The sequence below is a fragment of the Paraburkholderia sp. Cpub6 genome (assembly GCF_014201065.1).
GTDB lineage: Bacteria > Pseudomonadota > Gammaproteobacteria > Burkholderiales > Burkholderiaceae > Paraburkholderia > Paraburkholderia tuberum.
The window spans coordinates 1-20,239 of sequence record NZ_JACHDM010000047.1; the positions used below are offsets into that span (position 1 = coordinate 1).

The window sequence follows — 20,239 nt, forward strand, 5'->3', positions numbered from 1 at the left end:
GCGTAGGTTTCGCCAGCTCCTACCGCACCCCTTAAGGGGCTGGCAGCGCTCGCGATGACCGTCTGCGCATAGTTGCGACCTGCGCATAGGGGTCGCTATGCAGAGGTTTACATAGCGACCCTTCTCGGCCGCTCGGGCTGTCGCCGACTGAATGGCGGTTCGCAGAGTATATCGGCCTTCCAATTGATCGGTGTCAGGCGGATCGTTGGCCGGATGTGCTTCGCCAACGAACGTTCGCGATTCCCGGCCATGCGTACGGGTAGCAAGACGGCTTTCGGTCGTACGCTCTGCGTGAATCGGTGCATGTCATCCGCCGGGAAGAACGACCACGGCAGGGCGAAACTCGCGAAAAATCTGTCTGCCGCGTCTCGCGACGCGGCAGACGCTCATGCAAGCGTCGGTACGGTGGCTAAGGTTCAGTGCCCGGTGACTTGCCAGGTCAGAACGGGGTGCGTCGCTCCGGGCGGCATCGTCCATGCGCCGTTCGGCCCGAAGTCCCAGCCAACAAAACTGGCCGGGTCGCTCATCTGGGCCGTAGTGAGCCCGTTCGACGCTGGCAGGTTGCCGCCGCTCGACGACTGTCCGGTTGTCTGTACGTTCCAGTAAACGTCGCTCCCAATGATGCCACCGCAAGCGGGTGCGCAGATGCCGCCGGTCGTGGTCGAACCGCCGGTCGTGCTCGAACTCACGGGACCCGCAACGAAAGACTGAGTGATCGTTCCTTGGTTGATCGTTTCTCCGTGTCCCACGTACGTTGCGCTTTCATTGTCCAACACAAGTCCTCCCGCGGAGACGTAGGAACGTTCAGATCCGGTGACCGATCCGGTTGTGTATGACTCAGTGATCGTGCCTCCGTTAGTGAGGGCCAGCCCGGCGGCACTGCCCCCCTGGAGGGTTGCGCTGCTGCCCGAGCGCGCGATCAGCCCGTCGTTCTCAGCGACAAGTCCGGCGATCTCGGTGTATGCATTGCTGACCACTGTGCCAAAGGCCCCGGATGTAAAGACGTTGGCGATCGTTCCGTAGTTATAAAAGGCCAGTATCCCGGCGCCGAGGGGTAAGGTTTCAAAGGGAGCCGTGAGGCTCACGTTCGAGTTGACGTTCACGTCGCGCACGACACCGGTTGCGCCAATATCACCAAATATCGCGACATCGCTTGGCAAGACGTTGGAAATCGTATGCCACATACCGTCGAACTGGCCCGTGAACATAACCGGAATGAACATAACCGGACTCCCAGGGAAGGGAGGACCAGCGAGCGTTACGAACGCGAAATTGCTCCCATCGATGTCCTTGCCGAGTGCGTAATTGCCGGCCAGATTGTTCTGGATGTTCTGCAAGTCCGTGATCGAATTGACGAGTTGATAACCAGTTATCTGTGTCACGAGCCCGCTGTAAAGCGGTGCGCTCCATACCGGATTGGCGACAAGCGTGCCGGGGCTGTAACTACCGTTCATATCGTAGAGCGCGCTGACGATGCCCGTACTCTTCGACCAGTCGATCGTGCCGTTGTTGATGACGCTGGCACCGTTGTCAGTTCCCGACGCGTCGGCGCGCAACGTCAGGTTGCCCGCACCGCAGTTCGCGATGGTCGTACCCGTCGCTACCGAGACATCGTGGTACGCGGCAAGCGTGAGCGAAGCCGGACCGGACCAGCGCAGGCTCGACGCGACGCCGAGGTCGCCCGTTGCGCCGTTCGCGCCCGTCGTGGTCACGTCGACCGAAGTGCCCGCGTTCAGACTGCGCTGCAACGCATGCGCTGCGACATCATCGATGGTGAAAGCGGGCGTCGAGAGATTCCATTGGCCTGCATCGACCACCGCGTGCCTGCCGAACGCCAGTTGTGCCGCGTCGGTATCGACCGTCCCGCCGCTGCCGTCGGCGTTCCTGGCCGTGATCACGCCCGACTGCTCGACCCGGCCGCTGTCGGCGACGAGCCACACATGTCCGTCGCGGTTCGCCGTGCCCGTCGCGCGGATGCGCGCGCCACCGCCGGCGAGCGCATACACGTTGCCATCGGCGGCCTGGAGGCTGATCTGGGCGGCTGCGATGCGTCCCCCGTTGACGACCAAACCATCGCTGCCCGTCTGCACGAAAACCTGTCTGCTGCTGGTCGAGTCCTGCAACAGCACCTGACCGCCTGCCGCCAGTTCCACCGTGCCGGCAGGCGCTTTGATAGTGCCCGCGTTGACGACCGCCTGTCGCGCGATCAGGAACACATCGCCGCCGCTCGAACTGATTTTGCCCAGGTTGATCACGCTCGCATTGGAATCTCCCGACAGCGTGAGCGCGCCACCCTTCATGAACGCACAGTTGCAGACATCGAGTGTAGACGCGACGAATCGGCCTCCCGTGCTGATCACGCCCGATGGCCCCACGACGATGCCCTGCGGATTGATCACATACACGCTGCCTGTTGCGCCGAGTCTGCCGAGGATGGCCGACGGCGAGCCGCCCGTGACCCTGTTCAAGGTCGCGCCCGTGCCGTTGACGAACGTAACGCTGTTGTTCCCGCCGACCGAAAAGCTGTCCCAGTCGATCACACCGCGGGTCGAACCGGGTTGGGTGATCACGAGGCTGTTGCCCGCGCCCGCTATCGTGCCCGTGCCGGCGACGTAACGGCCGCCCTGCGGCAGGCTGCCCGCCGCGAACGCCACGGGTGTCAGGCAAAGTCCAGTCAGCGAAATGCCAATGGCGAGCCAGATGCGTCCGTTTGACTGTTGACGATGCGGTGCGCGTCGCGCGGACCACGGTGGTTCTGCACGTGACATACAGCCCCCTTTCCGCATGCATGCGGAATGGCCGCCAACGACCCGCGGAGCCGACCGGAGACGCGTGAGTCGCCGTGTCTGAAGAATAGCAGTTGGCGTCGCGCATGCATGCCGATATCTCAGCGTTTGGCACCTTCTTATGGGGACTTTTGTGCCACTTCGCCAGGTCAGAACGCGGTAACCATAAGGGAAACAAGGGAAGGTCCAAACCAAGGCTGTAGATATACCGAACCCGAAGAAGGCGGACCAGGAAGATCAGTTGTGTTCCGGTGGCCAATGGCCGCTGGCGGCTGCAGAACCGACGTCTAAATGTCTGGTCAACAGTAGCGGCGAATGACACTTCCTGGCCGACAGCCGCCCGACGTTGGCGACCGGGACCAACCTTCTCGGCCGCATTAGCGATTACGCATCAACCCGCCTTCAGCCGCAGCGCGGGGTTTATATATGCCGAGCGCTGACACGCGAGCCTTGGAATGGTTGACGACCTATTCAAGGCGATCGATCTGTTGAAGCGCCGAAGTCAAGCGGGACTGATCCAGCGCAACGGCGGCAGGTTAATATCGCCGCGCGCCGACCCTGCGTCGTCCTAAAATTGTAAGTACGGTGTGGGGGCAACATGAAACATGGACTGGTATTTGGGCTGCTGAGCGGTGCGCTGCTTGTCGGTTGCATGTCCGCCGGGGTCGAAGTGAGGCCTGAACAGATGGCGATCTTCAGGCGTGGCGTGACGACGCTTCAGGAAGTGACAGCCACGCTCGGCCCGGCATCAGTGCAGACCGCGCTCGACGATGGTTCGATGCTGCTCGTGTACACGTATGTGACGTCGAGGCCGCACCCCGAAAACTACATCCCGATTATCGGGGCGCTGGTTGGTGGTGCCGACACGCACACATCGGCGGCGGTGTTCCTGTTCGATGCGCGCGGCGTCCTCAAGAGTGCGAACACCACCACCTCGAACGTCGGAACGGGCCTGAGCACCGAACTGCAGCACAGAGCCCCCGCGTCAATTGTTGAGGCGCCCGTCCCGGGCAACAACAATCCGCCGGACGCCGTGCAGAGCGTTGAGCGGCCCGTCGTGGTCAAGAGCATTTCGCCGGCCGCCGCTGAGAGCGTCGAGCCACTTCCGGAAGAAGAGGGCCAACCAGCACCGGAAAACAGCGTCGAACCGCCACCAGAACAAGGCATCCAGCCGTCTGCGAGCAGCTAGCGCCGAACCTCGGCCGTCCACGACGCGCGCCGAGCGTTCTGTCGTCATGCCGATCGCAGCTGCGCGGTCGAAGGCATCGACGCGCGGGCAGGCGAGCCTTCCTGCTGTCGATGTCCACGTAACGTTGAACTTCACATACCCACCATATGAGGCTTTGCGGCGAAACCGTCCAACGAACGCAGCTTCTATTGTGTTGCATCGACCGGTTGAATCCGCAGGGTGCAACCGACGCAATGCTGCCGTTCGGAGCTCCGGCAGGGCAACGACCGCTTCCAATTTTGCAACAGCCATTTGTCCGCTCGGCGCGGGCGGTAAGTCATCGCCCATTCCCGCACCCATTAGCCGGCCCACGGCAGTCGCGAAGCCACGAGCACGAAGTTCCTGCTGCTGATTGAAAATGCGTTGGGCGCGATGCCGGCCTCACGACCTGACACCCCGTTTCCTCGCGATAGCCCAGTTCCATCGCGAAGCGGCTGGTGGATTCAATGCACGTATTCGCCAGCAGGCCAATAACAATCACTTGGGTAAGACCTTGCCCATCCCGAAGATGCGGGAAAGCCGGAACAGGCTGCTGGGCCTGACCGCGCGGCACCGCATTCCCGCGCCGAAGGAAAGCAAATTACTCCCGCAATTGGATTTCGTATTTGGACCGACCTACGATATGCCTAATGTCGACGACGGCGGGCGTTGCCAGCGCAGGGGTGCCTTCTACGTGCGTCGACGCTGGTGTCCGCCCGATGCCAGGCCAATCGTCGACGACGGTGTCCAGATTCCCGAGCCGGAGAGTCGCTGCAACCGTGCGCGTACCGAACCCGGGTCCGACGTGCTCCCCGTGCGGGACCAGATCCGAGCGATGCTTCGCGGCAGCCGATCCTGCCCGGCAAATCGCATCTGGCTCTCTTCGCTACGTGTTGCTGTCGGCAAACCTGAGGGCCGCGTTGCGGCCTAAGCAATGGGAGGTTCACATGAGCAGCGCTGCAGTCGGGACCCCGAACGTGCGGGGCGTGGACATGAAGCTCGAGGTCATCGTCATCCCTGTTTCCGACGTCGATCGTGCCAAGAGCTTTTACGGCGGCTTGGGGTGGAGGCTTGACGCCGACTTTGCCTCCGACGATGGCTATTTCCGCGTAATCCAGTTCACGCCTTCCGGTTCCGGGTGCTCGGTCATCTTCGGCAAGAACGTCACAGCGGCCACACCCGGATCCGCGCAGGGGCTGTACCTGATCGTTTCCGACGTCGAGGCGGCTCGCAATGAACTGCTGGGACGGGGAATTGAAATCAGCGAAGTGTTCCACGACGCCGCGGGTGCGTACGCCGGCCCGGACGAGCCCTACCTGTTTGGGCGGATACGGCTCGGCGGTCCCGACCCCGAGCATCGCAGCTACCGCTCGTTCGCCTCGTTCAGCGATCCGGACGGCAATGGCTGGCTGTTCCAGGAGCTCACTCACCGGGCGCCTGGGCGCGTGGACATAGACGCCACGACCTTCACCTCGTCAGCGGATCTCGCGGCGGCGCTCCGACGGGCCGAGGCGGCGCACGGCGAGCACGAGAAGCGGTCCGGCGGCCAACGCGATGAGAATTGGCCGGACTGGTATGCGAAGTACATGATTAGTGAGCAGGCAGGCAAGGACTTGCCTTTGTGAGCTTCCTGACCTCTGCGCGGAACGGGATCCACTCTATGCTTGGCCACCTTGATACGAAGATGCTGCAGATACGCCAATGGCGCCATCCCAGTGGCCCATTTGAAGCGACGGTTGAGCGTGCGTTCGCGGACGGCGAGCGTGGCCGCGAGCTTATCGAGCAGGAACCCGTCCTGAAGCGTCGCTTCCATACGCTGCTGAGCTCCCGGGACAAGCGGATCGGCATGTCCGTATTCCTTAAGATGCGTCGCGTACGAGGGTGAGAAGTCCGGTTCATATCGATCAGCAGCGATTTCGCGATTCTCGCTGCGAGCCACGACGTTGAGATACGACGTGACCGAGTCGCCTTGGGAAAATGCCGTCTCCCGAAGTCAGGACTTCCCGGGCTCGACGCGTGCCCGAACATCTCATCCGGCATCTCTCGGCGATGGGCGCGCTGCACGCTCAAGGCCGTTACGACCGTCTCACCGACGACCTGTTCAAACTCACCGGGAAAGCGCCGACGAGCATGCACGAATTCGTCGAACGAAATGCCGTCGAATTCGCTCGCGCATAACGACATGCGCTGAATCAGCGTTGCCCCGATGCACGCGCGGACAAGGTCCTTTTCATCTGGAGTTCTCATGTTAAATAATAAAGCCCTTCCCCAGTCCCCTTCCCGCCGCCGCTTCGTGGGGGGCGCGGCGGCCAGTGTCGCAGCGGCTTCGCTGAGCCAGCTCGCTTTTGCCGAAACGAACACATCGATTGTTTCAGTCACGAAGGCGGCAAACGGTGACAAGGACGCGATTCGACCGCTGCGTGTGCACGTGCCCGAGGCGCAGCTCACCGATTTGCGCCGACGCATCCGGGCGACGCGCTGGCCGGAACGCGAGACCGTAGCCGACGACTCGCAAGGCGTGCCGCTCGCGCTGACGCAGGAACTCGCGCGTCACTGGACCACGGATTACGACTGGCGCAAGTGCGAGGCGAAACTGAACGGCTATCCGAATTTCATCACCGAGATCGACGGGCTCGACATTCACTTCATTCACGTTCGCTCGAAGCATGAGAGCGCGATGCCGCTCATCGTGACGCACGGGTGGCCCGGTTCGGTCATCGAGCAATTCAAGATCATCGATCCGCTGACGAATCCGACCGCGCACGGCGCGAGCGCGTCGGATGCCTTTCATTTGGTCATCCCTTCCTTGCCGGGCTACGGGTTTTCAGGCAAGCCGACGGCGACCGGCTGGGGCCCGGAACGCACCGCGCGCGCCTGGGTGACGCTCATGAAACGGCTCGGCTACGACAAGTTCGCGGCGCAAGGCGGCGATCTGGGCGGTGTGGTCGCGAACGTGATGGGCAAGCAGGCGCCCCCCGGATTGCTCGGCATTCACGTGAACTTCCCGGCGAGCGTTCCCACGGATATCGCCAAAGCGCTGCAGGCCGGCGATCCGCCGCCCGCGGGACTCAACGATGAAGAGAAGCATGCGTACGACCAGCTCGCCAGCGCTGCTAAAAAGCGCCGCGCATACGCGCTCGAAATGGGCACGCGCCCGCAAACGCTCTATGGCATCGCCGATTCCCCGATCGGTCTTGCCGGCTGGCTGCTCGATCACGGTGACGGCTACGTGCAACCGGCCGCGGCGCTGACGTCGGCCGTGTTCGGGCGCGACGTCAACGGCGAGTCGTCCGGCGCGATGATGCGCGATGACGTGATCGACGACATCACGCTCTACTGGCTGACGAACACCGGCGTCTCGGCCGCGCGCTTTTATTGGGAATCACACTTCAACTTCGTCGGCGCGGCGGACGTGTCCGTGCCCGCCGCGGTGAGCGTATTCCCGCGCGAGAACTATCAGGCGCCGCGAAGCTGGACGGAGCGCGCCTATCACAATCTCATCTGGTACAACCGGCTCGACAAGGGCGGGCACTTCGCGGCGTGGGAACAGCCCGACCTTTTTGCCAAGGAAGTGCGTACCGGGTTGAGGTCATTGCGCACATAATCGTGGTCCGCGTCGCCATCGTGTAACAAGCGGGTCACGGGCCCGTCTGTTTCGCGATCTCTTTGACACGATTGCCACGTCCCTCCAGCATCAGGCACGGAACCTCCGGCCGCAATTGGTCTACGGCCTTCGCGGGGAGCTGCCCATCTATCAGGGAACGGGCAGTTGAACCTGGAAGAGACTTATCCGGCGCAACACCGGATGGTGAGGTTGACGTCGAAACGTTCTATCGCGCGATCTATCCCGCCGATCGCGGCTACATCCAGTGACCGGATCTGAAAGGAGATCGGTCATCGAAGCGGTGCCGCGGCAGATGCTCGGAACGTCTGTTCATGGCCGAGTGGAGGCGGTGCCCCGGGCAATTCGCTCGCCGGAAACCGGCCATTGAGCGAGGGCAAACGAGACCTTGGCTGATCAAACTGGATGTCGACCTCGACCGGCGGCTCCTGGCCGGCAAGCGCCCGACGACCGAGCGCGACAATCGCCTCTGGCGCGGTCGTCATGCAAAGGGCATAAACGACCCAGGGTGTGTGGAAACTGTGCAGAACGGCAATACGACGCGTGGCTCCTGCGCGGCCTCGCGCGTTTGACTGCCTTCGGAACCAATATCACGACCATGCACCGTCAAACGGACCTGATGGCTTCCAGCAGGCTCTTCTGGCGTTGTTTCAGCACCTACGGAGCGCTTACACGCTGGCCAACCGCATTGCCTTAATCGTCTTCTTAAAGCCCAGGATTCTCAGCACTCGCGTGAGATTGTAGGCGAGGACGTTCAAACTCATTTCGGTACTGACGTTGGCCAGCCTGCGAGTCAGGAAGTGCGTGTAGCCCATCCAGTGCTTGAACGTACCAAAGACATGTTCGACGGTCCGCCTACGCACCGTCATCGCATCAGGCGTTCTGTCCAGCCGACGTTGAACGGCCTCCAGAACCGACTCATGCTCCCATCGACTTATCCGTCGTTGACCGCTCGGAGTGCACTTTGGTTTCATCGCGCATTGCGAACAGGCGCTGCTCCAATAACGGTGTAGCTGCAGCCCGTGTTCCTCGCAGGTGTAACGGTAAATAGCCCGTTCTCCAGCGGGACATTGGTATTCGTCGTCCCGCGCAATGTAGATAAAGTCTGCTTTGTCGAATCGGCCGTGGAATTTCGCGCCTGATGTCGTGGGCTTCGGCAGCATGACCGCAATCCCTGCATCCGCGCATTCCTTGATCTGAGGTCCGCTGTAATAGCCACGATCGGCGACTGCGCGCAGTCTGGTCTTGCCCATCGCATCGCGCGCAGCCTTCGCCATAGGACTGAGTTGTGCGCGGTCACTGCCAGAGTTTGTGACTTCGTGAGCAACGATGAGGTGGTGTTTGGCGTCAACGGCCACCTGTACGTTGTAGCCCACCATTCCTGAGCCCTTACCGCTAGTCGCCATCGAACGCGCGTCGGGATCAGTCATCGAGAGTTGGCCGTCAGGCTCTGTTTTCAGCTGCTCCTTGATCCGGTCGAGCTTGTGCATCTGCTCGCGCAAGCGTGTGATCTTGTCTTGCAAGCGGATGGTCTTTGCTTCCAGTTCAGCGGGTTGCGTACGGTCAGCAGTCTCCAGCGCGTTCAGATACCGCTGGATGCTCTCCTCGATCTGCTTCTGGCGCTTATCAACCTTGCCCTCTGTGAAGTTGCGATCACGAGTGTTGACCGCCTTGAACTTGCTGCCGTCGATGGCCACCAGCGCTTGCGAGAACAGCTTCAGCTCACGGCACAGAACGACGAAGCGGCGACATACGTTGCGAATCCCAGTGCCGTTGTCACGACGGAAATCAGCTATGGTCTTGAAGTCCGGCGCCAGACGACCCGTGAGCCACATCAATTCAACATTGCGTTGGCATTCACGTTCCAGGCGACGGCTCGATTGAACCCGGTTCAGGTAGCCGTAAATATAGATCTTCAGCAGCACGGCTGGGTGATAGGACGGACGCCCTGTAGTCGATGGCATCGCGCCGTCGAAGCCCAGTGATTCAAGGTCAAGCTCTTCAACGAACGCCTCGATGATCCTCACCGGATTGTCCTCAGCGACGAAGTCATCAAGGCATTCCGGAAGCAGCGTCACCTGCTTGCGATCTTCACCTTCTATGAATCGCTTCATCCGGTCACCCATGCTGAATGAGTTAATCCAGTTTAGGCGATCAATGCGTTTTCACACAGCCTCGACCCACTGCCGCCGTTCGGCCCGGCTTCATCACAAGGGCCGCTCTCCAATGTACATCGGCCATTCAGGCGGCCAAATCGGCAGCTTGCTGCTCGACTAGCGAGATACCTTTTTGCTCGCCCGCGTTGCACATACGCGCACTCCGACTTCACCGTAAGCCGCCGTTCAAAAGCATTCGCCGTGCGTCAGCGGCTGCTTTGTAGCGTTATTGCTCAGCGTGTGTTACCGGCCACAGTCGCCGTTCGGCGCAACACATAAAGTCGTCATTCCGCTTTGGGTCAACGGCCGTTCGAAAAAGCAGCACGCGTGATTTCCGGCAGTGCACCATGCACCGTTACGGAGGTTCGCCGTGACCTCATGATTTGCGTGCCCAAGCGAACTTCTACGCTGAACGGACGGAACGCGTTGCCCGCCTGATGGCGGGCCTGTTGGCGTAAGCCGGCGACGCTGGTTCTCTACCATCAGGCGGCAGTCTGACGCACGGCCCACGCCGGACGTGGTGCAACGACGGTTCAGCGCCGACGCACCCAATCGGCTGTGGGTCGCGGATGCGACCTACGGAGATCGAAGACCGTGCCGATAGGCGTTTAACTGTAGTTGGCCGGTATTCTGCCCGTAGGCGGAATAATCGCAGTTGCGTTTACGCCTATGTCGATCGCGAAGATTTGCATGATCTCACGGTATGCGACTTTTATATCATTCGGGTCGCTGACAGTCTCGCTGAAGCATCGGTTCCATTCCGGCGTCCAGTCTGATCGGGCTTCCATCCGGCGACGTGGAGATGTTTTCAAAGTGGCATCGATGCCCCATCCATTAAATGCCTGAAAGCACAGATCCTGAAATTTCATACAGGCGGAACAGAGCTCGTGTGAAAACAGTGGGGAAGCAAGATAGATCTTCTTGTCGATCACGCGCTTCAAGGCGATCACCTGTGGAGGGTCAAGGTCGCGCCAGCAACCAACGAAAGTGAAATAGCAGAGAAGATCATTCAAGTACGGTACCAAGTCATCGTATACGGCAAGTCGCTTTTCGACGAGCTTCTGGCTGCGCCATTGAACATGTTCGAATCGTCTGGTGACACGGTGGATATAAACACCGATTCCCGCGACAGCGACCGGACTTAAAACGCCCGTAATCAGCTTGGCAACTTCCAATATATTCCAAGGCCCAGCATCCATATGAAACCTCATTGCAAGGTTGATTTGAGCGCTGCGCTACGTTGCCTTGTAGAGCTATCGATTCATGAACGGGATATAGGCCACGCTAGGAAGCGCTGGACGAGCGGACTGAGACGATGGGTGTCGATCATCGTCTCGTTGGGGGTGCGGACCGGGGAAGATTCTGAAGAAGAGCACGTCCGGCCACTGTAGGCCGGACGCTATGCCCCTGTCAGGGCGCCATCGGGATCAGACCATACCCGACTTTGTACGACGCACCTTGCCTTGACATCAGGCCCGTTTCTCTCTTATATCCGACACCATGGTCGACAGAATTCGGAGTTCTCGCGGACAGCTTTACCATATCCTTTGCCGTGAAGTTGAATTCGTCGTCGCCGAGTGCGGAATCGGCGAGACCAAGGAAGCCGAACACGTCGTCCGCAATGATAGGCGCCATTTTTTCAATGAATGGCGCCGCTATATCCGCGACGGTTGGTCCCACGAGTGGCACGGACCTGATCTCGTCTTCCAGCCATTTGGCGGCCTTCATCGCACCGTCTTCCATGGACTTTTTAAGTGCATCGGGATCTGAGGAAGAGCCGTGCTGCGTGAGCACCGTCTTGATCCGCAGACCGAGAGGCGGACCACGATAGATCTCGAGAAGGTCCGGATGCCCGCTACCCGCATTGACGCCATTATAGATTTGCGACCGCAAAGCCAGATAACTGTTGGGTCCGACAACACCCATCGTGACATAGGGTGAGTCCGAACCCCAAAGTGGATTATCGGTCTCGCCGAAGCAAACCAGCCCGGTATAGTGCACGATGACGCCGGCCAGTTCGATTGCTCCGGTGTCGCCCCAGAAATAAATCGCCCCGTGCTGGAAGGTATTGACCCGTCCCCCTTCCGACATGTTTCCCTCGTCAGAGGTCGGAAACCCTAGCCACGAAGTAGGTCCGCCCATTTGGTCATACCTCTCGCCAATCTTTCCGTAGACGAAAGTGGTGTTCAGGTTTGCGTCGGCGTAAATTGTCCCCCCTCCTTCGTATCGCTGGAGGTGCCCGTTCCCTACGGCCACCGTAGTGCCAATCGGGTTCCCCGGGCGGCCGAGCTGTTGCCATTTGTGATTGATCGCAAGGACCCACGGGCTCAACTCCGGGGGAACTGGGTGGGGGTGCGGCACCGGCGTCACGCCGCCGGTAACAATTGGCGCCTTGGTATCGAGTGTCATTCGTATCTCCTTTTGATAAGTACGCAATTAAAAGTTACGTTATCTTCGCCCGCGACCGCCTTAATTGGCCGGGCATCCGACGTGGTACGGTGTGTTCTCTCGAACCCAGCGATCGACGCACGAGCGTTCGATTTCAATAATCGCGGACGAGGGATCGCTGCGATCGCGAACGAGTCGTTGAAGCGGGCGGGAACCCCCTATACATTGGGCGCACAATTCGCATTCGTGCCCACTAAAATTAGCTGAGTTCATCGCCCGATTTACCCCCAGCGCTGGGGGCTTAATTGACAGCGACGCACAAATTTGAATTCTTACTTCTGGGATATTCGCCAGCGGGCATACGGCCACGCGGCAAGTCGTGGAATGAATCCGTCGGGGCGACCGACTGATTTTGCCTATAAGGTGCACACGCCATGTCAAGGACTTCAAGCACAAAGCTCGGAGCACACATTCGGCACGTGTGCGCACTGGGATTTGACAGCGCGACCATCATTCCGTCCGTTGTGGCTGCCACGCGTGAAATCGTCGGAGCCGATTTCGGTCACTTCATGTGGTCGGACGAGAGATTTGCGATATCGAGCGTCTATAGCGAAATTGATGAAGCCTACAAGACCTTGGGCGCATATGAGCACCTGCGCCGTACGGGTCATGTGAGTCAGCTTATCGGTGACTTTTCAGAGTGGATGAGCCTGAGTTGCGGCTTCACGAACTCCGACCACCTCGGTCCTGCGCTCGAACGGAGTGCTTTCTACGGGGAAGTGCTATCACCTACCGGAGGCCGACATTTCATCAACGTTGTTGCGCGGCACGGTGCACGGGGCTGGGGATCTTTGATTCTCGTTCGCGAAAAAGGGCGGCGCCCTTTCACGGATGCCGAATATCGGCTTGTCGACGCTTTTAGCAGGCATATTGGGAACGCAGTTCGCCATGGCAGCGACAGTGATGGCCCGTTTGCGGATGGAGCGAGGTCTGGGATACTTGTCGTGGATTGGAATGGCCGCATTCGGCACCAAAGTCGTTTTGCCTACAGACTAATGCTTGAATCCATTGACCGAACATGTTCCACAGGTATAGGAGATGACAATCTACCTTCAGAACTCGCTTCGGTGGTTCGAAGCTTGCGTGCGATCGAACGCGGCTTAGCGGTCGGCCCGGCAGTCAAAGAGATCACCAATAGATGGGGCCGGTTCACCTGGAGCGCTTACCCGTTGAATGACCTCGGCTGTGTTCTTCACTGTCAGCACCAGGAGCCGATCCTGTTGCAGGCGTTACGTGCGGCGCGGAGCGCGGGGCTAAGCGACCGCAAGCAGATTGTCGCCGCGCGCCTGGTTTGCGGCTCAAGCTACCACTGCATCGCCTGCTTGTTGCGTGTGAAGGATAGTACCGTCGCGGACTGTGTGAGAAACATCTATTGGCAACTCGGCGTGAGTTCCGTGAGCGAACTCCGGCAACGGCTTCTCAATACCCGCGTATGAGACCACGCGAGCCGTCGAGTGTCGATGGACGCCGTCCATCGGGCATCCACTGCCGTTCGGCGGGCAGCGGTTGAACTGGCCGGGACCTGACGGGCGAGTTGCGCACCGTTCTTATGCAAAGCTTCACCTGAGGCCGAAGAAGCAACACACACTCTGTCTTGGCAATTGAATGGCCGCTAGTCGCGCTGAGCCGCCTTCTGAATGTCTTAGCGTCGTTCCGAGCGAATGTCCCATCATGGCCGGTTGCACCCGCTGAACCAGGGAGTTCGGACCTCAGGGTATTCATGTTGCGCACGTGATCCGCGAGGCGATGCTTCGAGCATGGTATCCAGCGCTTGCAGCATAGAGCCCTCACTTTGGCGTGGTCTCCAACCTCACCCCTGCTCGTACAAAAAGCCGCCATGCATATACTTGGTAGCTTCCGCTCCAAGCGCGAGCACACGTGTATCCGACGCGAGGCCGCGCTCGCGCAGTTGCGCGAGCGCGAGCCAGATCGCAGCCGAGCCAGTATTGCCGACCCGGTCGGCATTTACAAACACCTTGTCAGATGGCACGTCGAAATGAGCTGCCAGTTGCACGCCAATACGCCCGCTCGTCTGATGCGGAATGATCCAGTCGACCTCATCTAGCGCGACACCCTGCTTCTCCGCCGCCGCAACCCCTGCGTCGAACAGCACCGTGCCCGTCTGCGCGATCCGCTTATAGTCGTGAACGAACGCGAGCGGCAACGCGCTCGGCGCGGAACAATCCGCGCCGCCCGCGCGCATCTCGAGCCCCGGTGCCTTGTGCAGGCCGAGTGCGCCGAACCACACGGCACGCAGTCGCGATGTGCCGGGCCGGGCCGGCCCAAGCACAACCGCCGCCGCAGCATCGCCCATCTGCGCAAGGTTCACGCGCTGATCACGATCGTGCGCCGCAGAAGCCGGATCGAAGAACAGCGAACCGGTCTCCGAGCCTACGATCGCGACCGGCCGCGCATCGGGATCGGCGAGCATCCCGAACGCGATCAGCAACGCGTTCGCGAACCCGGTACACGCCTGGCGCAACTCGACATGCGGGCCCGCGTAGTCCAATTCGTCCGCGACCAGCGCGATATTCGACGGCAGCGGTTGCGCGGGCGTCGCCGTGTGACCGATCAGATAGCCAAGTTCGCCGGGATCGAGCCCGGCCTCGTCCAGTGCGCGACGCACGGCGCGTGCGGCAAGTTCCGGGTTGCGAGCGCCGGGAAGTGGCGCCTCCGCGCGCGCCCGGAATGCGCGGCTGACGTGGCGCGTGTCGATCGAAAGGCGGCGCGCGGTCGCGATCATCGCACGTGCGCTGAGGCCGGGCGCAAGCGCTCCGACCCGCTCGAACAGGCTGCGGTTGTCAAGCGGTGCACCGGGCAGCGCGAAACCTGTGCCAAGCACCGTTACGCTGCCGCGCGCATACGCATTGCGCTTCGTGTCGTGCGCGCCGTCCATTAAAGCAACCCTCCAGGCAAGCGCGCCACGTCGCGAATTAGCGCGTCGGGGTCGACGCGCAACAGGTCGAACGTCGCACCGCGCAGGCTCAGCAACGCCGCGAGCGCCTCGCGCGCAGCGGCGCCCGAACTACGCAGCCGTTCGGCGCTGCCGCGCTTGCTCACGATGGTACGCGTCACCGCGACGTGGCGCGCCTCGTCGCGACGGATCCTGTGAAACAGCTGCACCAGCGCCGGATCCTGCGCGAGAGCCGTGCGCGGCGACGTGAGTCGCGACAGAACCGTACAGACCGCCGCATCGACCGCAGCGATCCGCGCAAGATGCAGTGTCTGATCGCGCGCGAACATGCGCAGATGAAAACGCCGCGCCGCGCTGCGCAGCGCGGCACCGTCAGCCGATTGCGGCAGCCGCTCACACAGTTGCTGCAGCAGCGCATCATGCACGCGCTCTTCGGCTTCGATCATGTGCAGTGCGGCCGCCTCGGCGCGTTGCGCAGGGTCCACATCCGCGCGGCCCGCAAGCCGACCGAATGCAAGGGTGGCCGCTTCCTCTCCACAGCGGAGCAGCGGCAACACGTCGGCGAGCGCCCGCGCGGTCCGTTCATCGAGCCGAGGCGCCGTGACGTCTGCGCTGCGCGAGCGGGGTGGCCGCTGCGGCACCGTAAAACATGCAGGTGCCGCGGCGGTATGCGCTTCATTGTCGAGAATTGCCATAGCCAATTGCGCCTCAGTCCAATCGCACCTGGCGGCATGCTCGACTGCGGACGCAATGAGCACGCCGGGCCGTGCGCACTACAAGCGGGTGGTCAGGTCCGTCAGCCAGTCCGGCGAGACGGCGAGCACCAGCGCTTCGAACTGGTGGTCGAGACCGGTGATGATCAGCAGCCCCACCGCGATCAGCAGGACGCCGAAGATGCGATTGCCGTTGCCGCCGACGCGCATCAGCGCTTCGCGCCAGCGCGGCACGAAGCCGCGTGCAGCCAGTGCGATGACCACCAGCATCGTCGCGATGCCGGTCCCGAATGCCAGGATGGTCAGCGCGGCCACGCCGACGTCATGCCCTGCACTCGCGAGCGCGGTCGCCGCTCCGAGCGTCGGGCCGACACAGGGACTCCATACGACGCCGAGTAACGCGCCGATCGCGGCCTGGCCCAGCACGCCATGGCTTTCGAGGTGCGTCTGGCTGCGGCTCGCCCACGCAGCGACGGGTGCGAGGATCCGGCTGAACGCCACAGTTGTGCGTTTGAACAGCATCGCGAGGCCGGCCAACACGATCACGACCGCGCCGGTTATCCGCACGACGTCCGCATCGATCCCGCTCGACACGCCTGCAATCGCCACCGCCAGCGCGACCGACGTGAACGACACCACCAGCCCCACGGCCAGTGCGAGAGGTCCCCAACGGTTGTTCTGGGCCGCGCTGCCGAGCACGATCGGCACCAGTGGCAGTACGCACGGCGAAAGTATCGTCAGCGCGCCCGCTGCATAACCGAGCGACAACAGGTTGAGAAAGGCCACCATGATCAATGCACCGCACTATCGAGCAACGCCTCGATCTTCTCGGAGTTGGTCTGAAACGCCAGCCTGCCGGTCTCGGTCTGCCCGCGATACGCGATCAAGGTGCCCTGCTTCGATACGCCAAGGCGCCTCCATTCATCCTTTTGCTTGTCGTAGTTGAGTTGAAAGACGACCAGCTTGTCATAGCGTGGCGAGGCGACGATCTTCTTGATCGTGCGGTTTTGCGATGCGCAGACTGGACACCACCAGGCTTGCACGTCGACCAGCACCGGTTCGCCGGCGGCCTGTGCAGCAGCGAACGCGCTGCTTTCGAACTCACGAAAGTCGGCTGCATGCGCGGGGGCTGCGACCGAAATGGCAGTGCACACTGCGAGTGCCACACGCGAAGTCAGCTTCATCGGATTCTCCTGTAAATCGATGACTGGCTCCGTTGGCGTCACGCATGCGAGCGAACCACTATCGCTGTGAATCACGCGGAGTACGGAGTCGGCCGATTCAGCCGTTCATGCCCTAAATGCTGTGCGGCGAGCGTCTTGTTGCGACGGCGGTACGGTTAAGTCGGCGGACAACGGCCGCAATGACAGGCGGGCGATAAAAATATCTTTGCGAAGGAAAGACGATCGTCGCAAAGCGGGGTGATCGTTCCCTTTCGTGCGGAACATGGCGGTTAGGCAAAGCTTGCCGCGCGGTGCATTGCCAACTTCGCTAACGTCAACAGCATCACTGCTGGCTTCCACCCCGAACCGTTGAAATTCCTGTCCAAAGCGGCACAGGCTAAGCCAGAGGTCGTCTGGCCAGCCATTGCGCGCCGACTAGGGATGCAACGAAAAGAGAGCGGGACTTGGCATCTGCTCAGCTGGCTTCGAGGTGGCAAATCGATACGTCAGACCGACAAGGCGGGCCTTGACGCCATCCCGGCGTCGGTGGTCTTTGAATGGGTGGATGTCGACGTTGGAGACCGCGCGTGGCTTCTTGCCGAGCACTGCCCGCCGATCATCTCCAGACCGGATGAGCCCGCCACCTCTGCGCGGCAAATGCTTGAATGTTACGGGGCAATAGAGCAGGTTCGATGCAGCTTGCACGCTAACAACTTTTCTGAGGGTTGGAGCGGGCCAGCCTGCGAGCACTACCGTCGAAAGCTAGCAGCTCTGGACGCCCATTTCGAAGTCGAAACCAACGACAACGTCCGCATGTGGCTAAAGGAGCATCGCGAACAGCTTGAGCGCAGCATCGAACGAGAGGTGGAACGCGAGCTCCGCGAAAGCGAGTATTGAGGCCCGCTACTCGTGGTCTACACGCGAACCTCGTGCGATGAGGCGTGCCGGGGGCGTTCTACAAGATCAGGGCTCTGTCAGCCCTTTCGGCTACCACATGTCGTCGTGCGCGTGTGGCATGCCTCCGTAGACATGTACGACTTACCGCGTCGTGTACGGAATGACTATTTGCCGAGTGGACTGGACGTCCAAGTGTCTCAGTAGGTGTCTTCGCGAACGGCGGTTCTCGGCCGATTTCCGCCCGAAGCTACGGTAGTGATCGGCAACGTGACCCATGAATTTTGCACTAGGTCCAATTACCGTTGCGGAGATTTACGGTGTTATGGTTGGCCGACATCAATTGATGGACTCGACCAATGAAACCACCGCTTGGCGCTGCTCGGCGGCGACGACGCGACGGCCAGCGACCGAACGCTTGAAGGTGCGGGCTACTTCCGCTTCGATCTGTTCCCATGCCGCGCTCGATATTAGCGCGAGCTCGCGATGCAGGTTACGCATGCTGGGGTTTGTCCTTGAGCGAGCCTATCTTCAGTGAGCCGTCCTCGGATATGGCGGCGTCTGTTGCAGCCGCCTCGGGTGAGAACGTGGCCGGCGCGCCAGGGGCAACGAGTGCCTCGAGCATGTCGGCCGAAGGGATGAAGAAAAGACTGCCGATCACGGCCCGGCTGAAGTCCAGCAGGCGATCGTAGTTGCCGGGCGGTCTCCCGACGAACATGTTTTCAAGCATCTGTTCGATCGGCGCGGGCGAGCGCGCATAACCGATGAAATACGTGCCGAACTCCTTTTCGCCCACGCGTCCGAACGGCATGTTGTCGCGCAAAATCTTGATTTCCTCGCCGCCTTCGTCGAGCGTGGTCAGTGAGCTGTGCGAGTTCGACGGCTTGACGTCGGGTTCGAGCTCGATATCCGAGAGCTTTTTGCGGCCGATGATGCGCTCCTGCGTTTCGACGGGTAGGGCATTCCAGCCCTGCATGTCGTGGAGATACTTTTGCACGACGACGTAGCTGCCGCCTGCAAACGTAGCGTCTTCATCGCCGATGATCGTGAACCTCGTGGCGTCGCGCCCCTGCGGATTTTCGGTACCGTCGACAAATCCAACCATGGCGCGCATGTCGAAGCTCCGGAAGCCGTGAACTTCGTCCACTACCGTCACAGCATTGCCAAGCCTGTCGAGCAACTGCGTCGCAAGTTCAAAGCACAGGTCCATGTGGGACGCGCGCAGGTGCAGCAGGATATCGCCCGGCGTGGATACCGCCACCCGATTGCCCGCGCGGATCTCGCGGAACGGGTGCAGGTTCGCCGGCCGTGGATCGCCGAACAGCACTTCCCATGCGTGCGCTCCGAACCCGCAGACGCACGAAAGCTCAGCCGAGGGCACACGCTTGCCGACGGAGCGTACAAACGCGGCGACGTCACCGCACCAGTTACGTATCGTGGAGGCGTGCTCTTCACCGGGATTGATCGTGGCGACGATGAAGATAGCGCTTGCAGTGACGGGGTTCACCACAGCCTGTGGCTCGGGACAGGTTTTTTGCATCAGGTGGCTCCGGTAGAAAGCGTGATCCGTCCGCCAGGAGTGATGGCCGGACGGTCAACTGGCTGACTGACGTCATTTCGACGGCTATCCCGCATGCTCCGCGGCCCAGAGTGTACGTGAACTGAAGAGCCGGTCTTGTGCATGCTGCCACAAAGTGGCAGGCATTGGATCGGAAGGTCACTGATCATCTGGCGACGGAATCACGGTCGAATCAGCAATCAACGTGGACCGGAAATGGGGGCAATCGCGTGCCTCCGAGCTTGCAGACGTGGGCTGGGATAAAACACCCCAAAGAGATGCTTGCGTTGGGACATCCGGCAGGTCTCGGATGTGGAGCGGCCGTTCGAATGTCGGCATTCTGGAGCGAGCGAACGGCAGCTATTGGCCGCACTGAGACAAAGCGGCGCCGTGCTCAAGAGGTGCGCGAGACCGTGGCGGCCGCCCAGTGGCGGTATTCATCACGCCACGGAAACCGCGGTAGGGTGCTGGGTGAATAGCCAGGGTGACGGGTCTCCATGCGCCCCACTCCGCACCGCAAGTTATGGAGGGCTTGCCGCGCTTCTGAGAGCGTTCGTGGAAGACGGTTCGTCGGTCGGCGGCCATGAGCCCATGATGAAGGCGATCAACGCGCACGTTGAGCGTCGTGCGAATCTAGATGCGCAAGGCAGGCCCATTCGCAGATGATTTCGGATGCTGTCGACCGTATGCGGTCCACGAACGACGCCACTCAGAGGTGCTCTGAGGCGTAAATTGTGTGGCAGGGAGAAGGGTCAGCGGAGATTGGCGGGCATCTTCC

17 protein-coding genes and 1 pseudogene are annotated in these 20,239 nt (G+C 61.1%); 8 read left to right on the forward strand and 10 right to left on the reverse strand.

The window, feature by feature from the left end; all coding sequences use genetic code 11:
• Nucleotides 1–416 precede the first annotated feature (416 nt).
• The gene (locus tag HDG33_RS35340; protein ID WP_184040673.1) at nt 417–2,768 is read right to left on the reverse strand and encodes a filamentous hemagglutinin N-terminal domain-containing protein; all 2,352 of its coding nucleotides are present in this window, start codon (nt 2,766–2,768) and stop codon (nt 417–419) included.
• Between the two features lie 703 nt (nt 2,769–3,471).
• On the opposite strand from HDG33_RS35340, the gene HDG33_RS35345 reads away from it, so the two are divergent.
• From HDG33_RS35345 to HDG33_RS35370, 6 genes are all read left to right on the forward strand, one after another.
• Entirely contained in the window at nt 3,472–3,975 is a 504-nt protein-coding gene (locus HDG33_RS35345; protein ID WP_260330706.1) for a hypothetical protein, read from the forward strand.
• A gap of 391 nt (nt 3,976–4,366) precedes the next feature.
• Nucleotides 4,367–4,924 (forward strand): hypothetical protein, encoded by a 558-nt coding sequence (locus HDG33_RS37880; RefSeq protein ID WP_260330707.1) that lies wholly within the window; start codon nt 4,367–4,369, stop codon nt 4,922–4,924.
• 16 nt (nt 4,925–4,940) lie between these two features.
• Nucleotides 4,941–5,618, forward strand: coding sequence for a VOC family protein (locus tag HDG33_RS35355; RefSeq protein ID WP_184040638.1), 678 nt, complete (start codon nt 4,941–4,943; stop codon nt 5,616–5,618).
• Nucleotides 5,615–5,878, forward strand: coding sequence for a hypothetical protein (locus tag HDG33_RS35360; protein WP_184040641.1), 264 nt, complete (start codon nt 5,615–5,617; stop codon nt 5,876–5,878). The genes HDG33_RS35355 and HDG33_RS35360 overlap by 4 nt, the downstream gene beginning before the upstream one ends.
• A 131-nt stretch (nt 5,879–6,009) precedes the next feature.
• A complete protein-coding gene (locus HDG33_RS35365; protein ID WP_158608961.1) occupies nt 6,010–6,171 on the forward strand; it encodes a hypothetical protein in 162 nt (53 codons plus the stop codon).
• A 67-nt stretch (nt 6,172–6,238) separates the two neighbouring features.
• Nucleotides 6,239–7,597: an epoxide hydrolase family protein gene (locus tag HDG33_RS35370; protein ID WP_184040644.1), complete on the forward strand. Its 1,359-nt coding sequence runs from the start codon at nt 6,239–6,241 to the stop codon at nt 7,595–7,597.
• 686 nt (nt 7,598–8,283) lie between these two features.
• Here HDG33_RS35370 and HDG33_RS35375 read toward each other — a convergent pair.
• The 3 genes from HDG33_RS35375 to HDG33_RS35385 form a co-directional block, all read right to left on the reverse strand.
• The gene (locus HDG33_RS35375; protein ID WP_184040677.1) at nt 8,284–9,729 is read right to left on the reverse strand and encodes an IS1182 family transposase; all 1,446 of its coding nucleotides are present in this window, start codon (nt 9,727–9,729) and stop codon (nt 8,284–8,286) included.
• Between the two features lie 650 nt (nt 9,730–10,379).
• Complete coding sequence (locus HDG33_RS35380) at nt 10,380–10,970, reverse strand: hypothetical protein (RefSeq protein ID WP_184040647.1); 591 nt, start codon at nt 10,968–10,970, stop codon at nt 10,380–10,382.
• A 211-nt stretch (nt 10,971–11,181) separates the two neighbouring features.
• Nucleotides 11,182–12,180 carry an LGFP repeat-containing protein gene (locus tag HDG33_RS35385; RefSeq protein WP_184040650.1) on the reverse strand — a complete coding sequence of 333 codons (999 nt, stop codon included), beginning with the start codon at nt 12,178–12,180 and terminating at the stop codon, nt 11,182–11,184.
• Nucleotides 12,181–12,593: 413 nt separating this feature from the next.
• Here HDG33_RS35385 and HDG33_RS35390 point away from each other — a divergent pair, with 413 nt between their 5' ends.
• Nucleotides 12,594–13,655 (forward strand): hypothetical protein, encoded by a 1,062-nt coding sequence (locus HDG33_RS35390; RefSeq protein WP_184040653.1) that lies wholly within the window; start codon nt 12,594–12,596, stop codon nt 13,653–13,655.
• A 374-nt stretch (nt 13,656–14,029) separates the two neighbouring features.
• Here the strand turns inward: HDG33_RS35390 and HDG33_RS35395 are convergent, their stop codons facing one another.
• The 4 genes from HDG33_RS35395 to HDG33_RS35410 all read right to left on the reverse strand — a co-directional run bounded on the left by HDG33_RS35395 (nt 14,030) and on the right by HDG33_RS35410 (nt 17,030).
• Entirely contained in the window at nt 14,030–15,115 is a 1,086-nt protein-coding gene (locus HDG33_RS35395) for a 3-oxoacyl-ACP synthase III family protein (RefSeq protein ID WP_184040656.1), read from the reverse strand.
• Complete coding sequence (locus HDG33_RS35400) at nt 15,115–15,828, reverse strand: hypothetical protein (protein ID WP_221311643.1); 714 nt, start codon at nt 15,826–15,828, stop codon at nt 15,115–15,117. The genes HDG33_RS35395 and HDG33_RS35400 overlap by 1 nt, the downstream gene beginning before the upstream one ends.
• A gap of 78 nt (nt 15,829–15,906) precedes the next feature.
• A complete protein-coding gene (locus tag HDG33_RS35405) occupies nt 15,907–16,635 on the reverse strand; it encodes a cytochrome c biogenesis CcdA family protein (RefSeq protein WP_184040659.1) in 729 nt (242 codons plus the stop codon).
• Between the two features lie 2 nt (nt 16,636–16,637).
• Nucleotides 16,638–17,030 (reverse strand): thioredoxin family protein, encoded by a 393-nt coding sequence (locus HDG33_RS35410; RefSeq protein WP_184040662.1) that lies wholly within the window; start codon nt 17,028–17,030, stop codon nt 16,638–16,640.
• A gap of 348 nt (nt 17,031–17,378) precedes the next feature.
• On the opposite strand from HDG33_RS35410, the gene HDG33_RS35415 reads away from it, so the two are divergent.
• On the forward strand, nt 17,379–17,906 hold the full coding sequence (locus tag HDG33_RS35415; protein ID WP_184040667.1) for a hypothetical protein: 528 nt from the start codon (nt 17,379–17,381) through the stop codon (nt 17,904–17,906).
• A 378-nt stretch (nt 17,907–18,284) separates the two neighbouring features.
• On the opposite strand, the pseudogene HDG33_RS35420 reads toward HDG33_RS35415, so the two are convergent.
• Nucleotides 18,285–18,404: pseudogene (locus tag HDG33_RS35420) on the reverse strand (encapsulin); the annotation flags it as partial.
• On the reverse strand, nt 18,397–19,443 hold the full coding sequence (locus tag HDG33_RS35425; RefSeq protein ID WP_184040670.1) for a Dyp-type peroxidase: 1,047 nt from the start codon (nt 19,441–19,443) through the stop codon (nt 18,397–18,399). The pseudogene HDG33_RS35420 and the gene HDG33_RS35425, both read right to left, overlap by 8 nt.
• Nucleotides 19,444–20,239: the final 796 nt, after the last annotated feature.

Excerpts from the sequence above, each read along its gene's own strand:
- HDG33_RS35340 (WP_184040673.1), bottom strand. The coding sequence starts at position 2,768 with ATGTCACGTGCAGAACCACCGTGGTCCGCGCGACGCGCACCGCATCGT.
- HDG33_RS35345 (WP_260330706.1), top strand. The coding sequence starts at position 3,472 with ATGGCGATCTTCAGGCGTGGCGTGACGACGCTTCAGGAAGTGACAGCC.
- HDG33_RS35355 (WP_184040638.1), top strand. The coding sequence starts at position 4,941 with ATGAGCAGCGCTGCAGTCGGGACCCCGAACGTGCGGGGCGTGGACATG.
- HDG33_RS35370 (WP_184040644.1), top strand. The coding sequence starts at position 6,239 with ATGTTAAATAATAAAGCCCTTCCCCAGTCCCCTTCCCGCCGCCGCTTC.
- HDG33_RS35375 (WP_184040677.1), bottom strand. The coding sequence starts at position 9,729 with ATGAAGCGATTCATAGAAGGTGAAGATCGCAAGCAGGTGACGCTGCTT.
- HDG33_RS35380 (WP_184040647.1), bottom strand. The coding sequence starts at position 10,970 with ATGGATGCTGGGCCTTGGAATATATTGGAAGTTGCCAAGCTGATTACG.
- HDG33_RS35385 (WP_184040650.1), bottom strand. The coding sequence starts at position 12,180 with ATGACACTCGATACCAAGGCGCCAATTGTTACCGGCGGCGTGACGCCG.
- HDG33_RS35390 (WP_184040653.1), top strand. The coding sequence starts at position 12,594 with ATGTCAAGGACTTCAAGCACAAAGCTCGGAGCACACATTCGGCACGTG.
- HDG33_RS35395 (WP_184040656.1), bottom strand. The coding sequence starts at position 15,115 with ATGGACGGCGCGCACGACACGAAGCGCAATGCGTATGCGCGCGGCAGC.
- HDG33_RS35400 (WP_221311643.1), bottom strand. The coding sequence starts at position 15,828 with ATGGCAATTCTCGACAATGAAGCGCATACCGCCGCGGCACCTGCATGT.
- HDG33_RS35405 (WP_184040659.1), bottom strand. The coding sequence starts at position 16,635 with ATGGTGGCCTTTCTCAACCTGTTGTCGCTCGGTTATGCAGCGGGCGCG.
- HDG33_RS35410 (WP_184040662.1), bottom strand. The coding sequence starts at position 17,030 with ATGAAGCTGACTTCGCGTGTGGCACTCGCAGTGTGCACTGCCATTTCG.
- HDG33_RS35425 (WP_184040670.1), bottom strand. The coding sequence starts at position 19,443 with ATGCAAAAAACCTGTCCCGAGCCACAGGCTGTGGTGAACCCCGTCACT.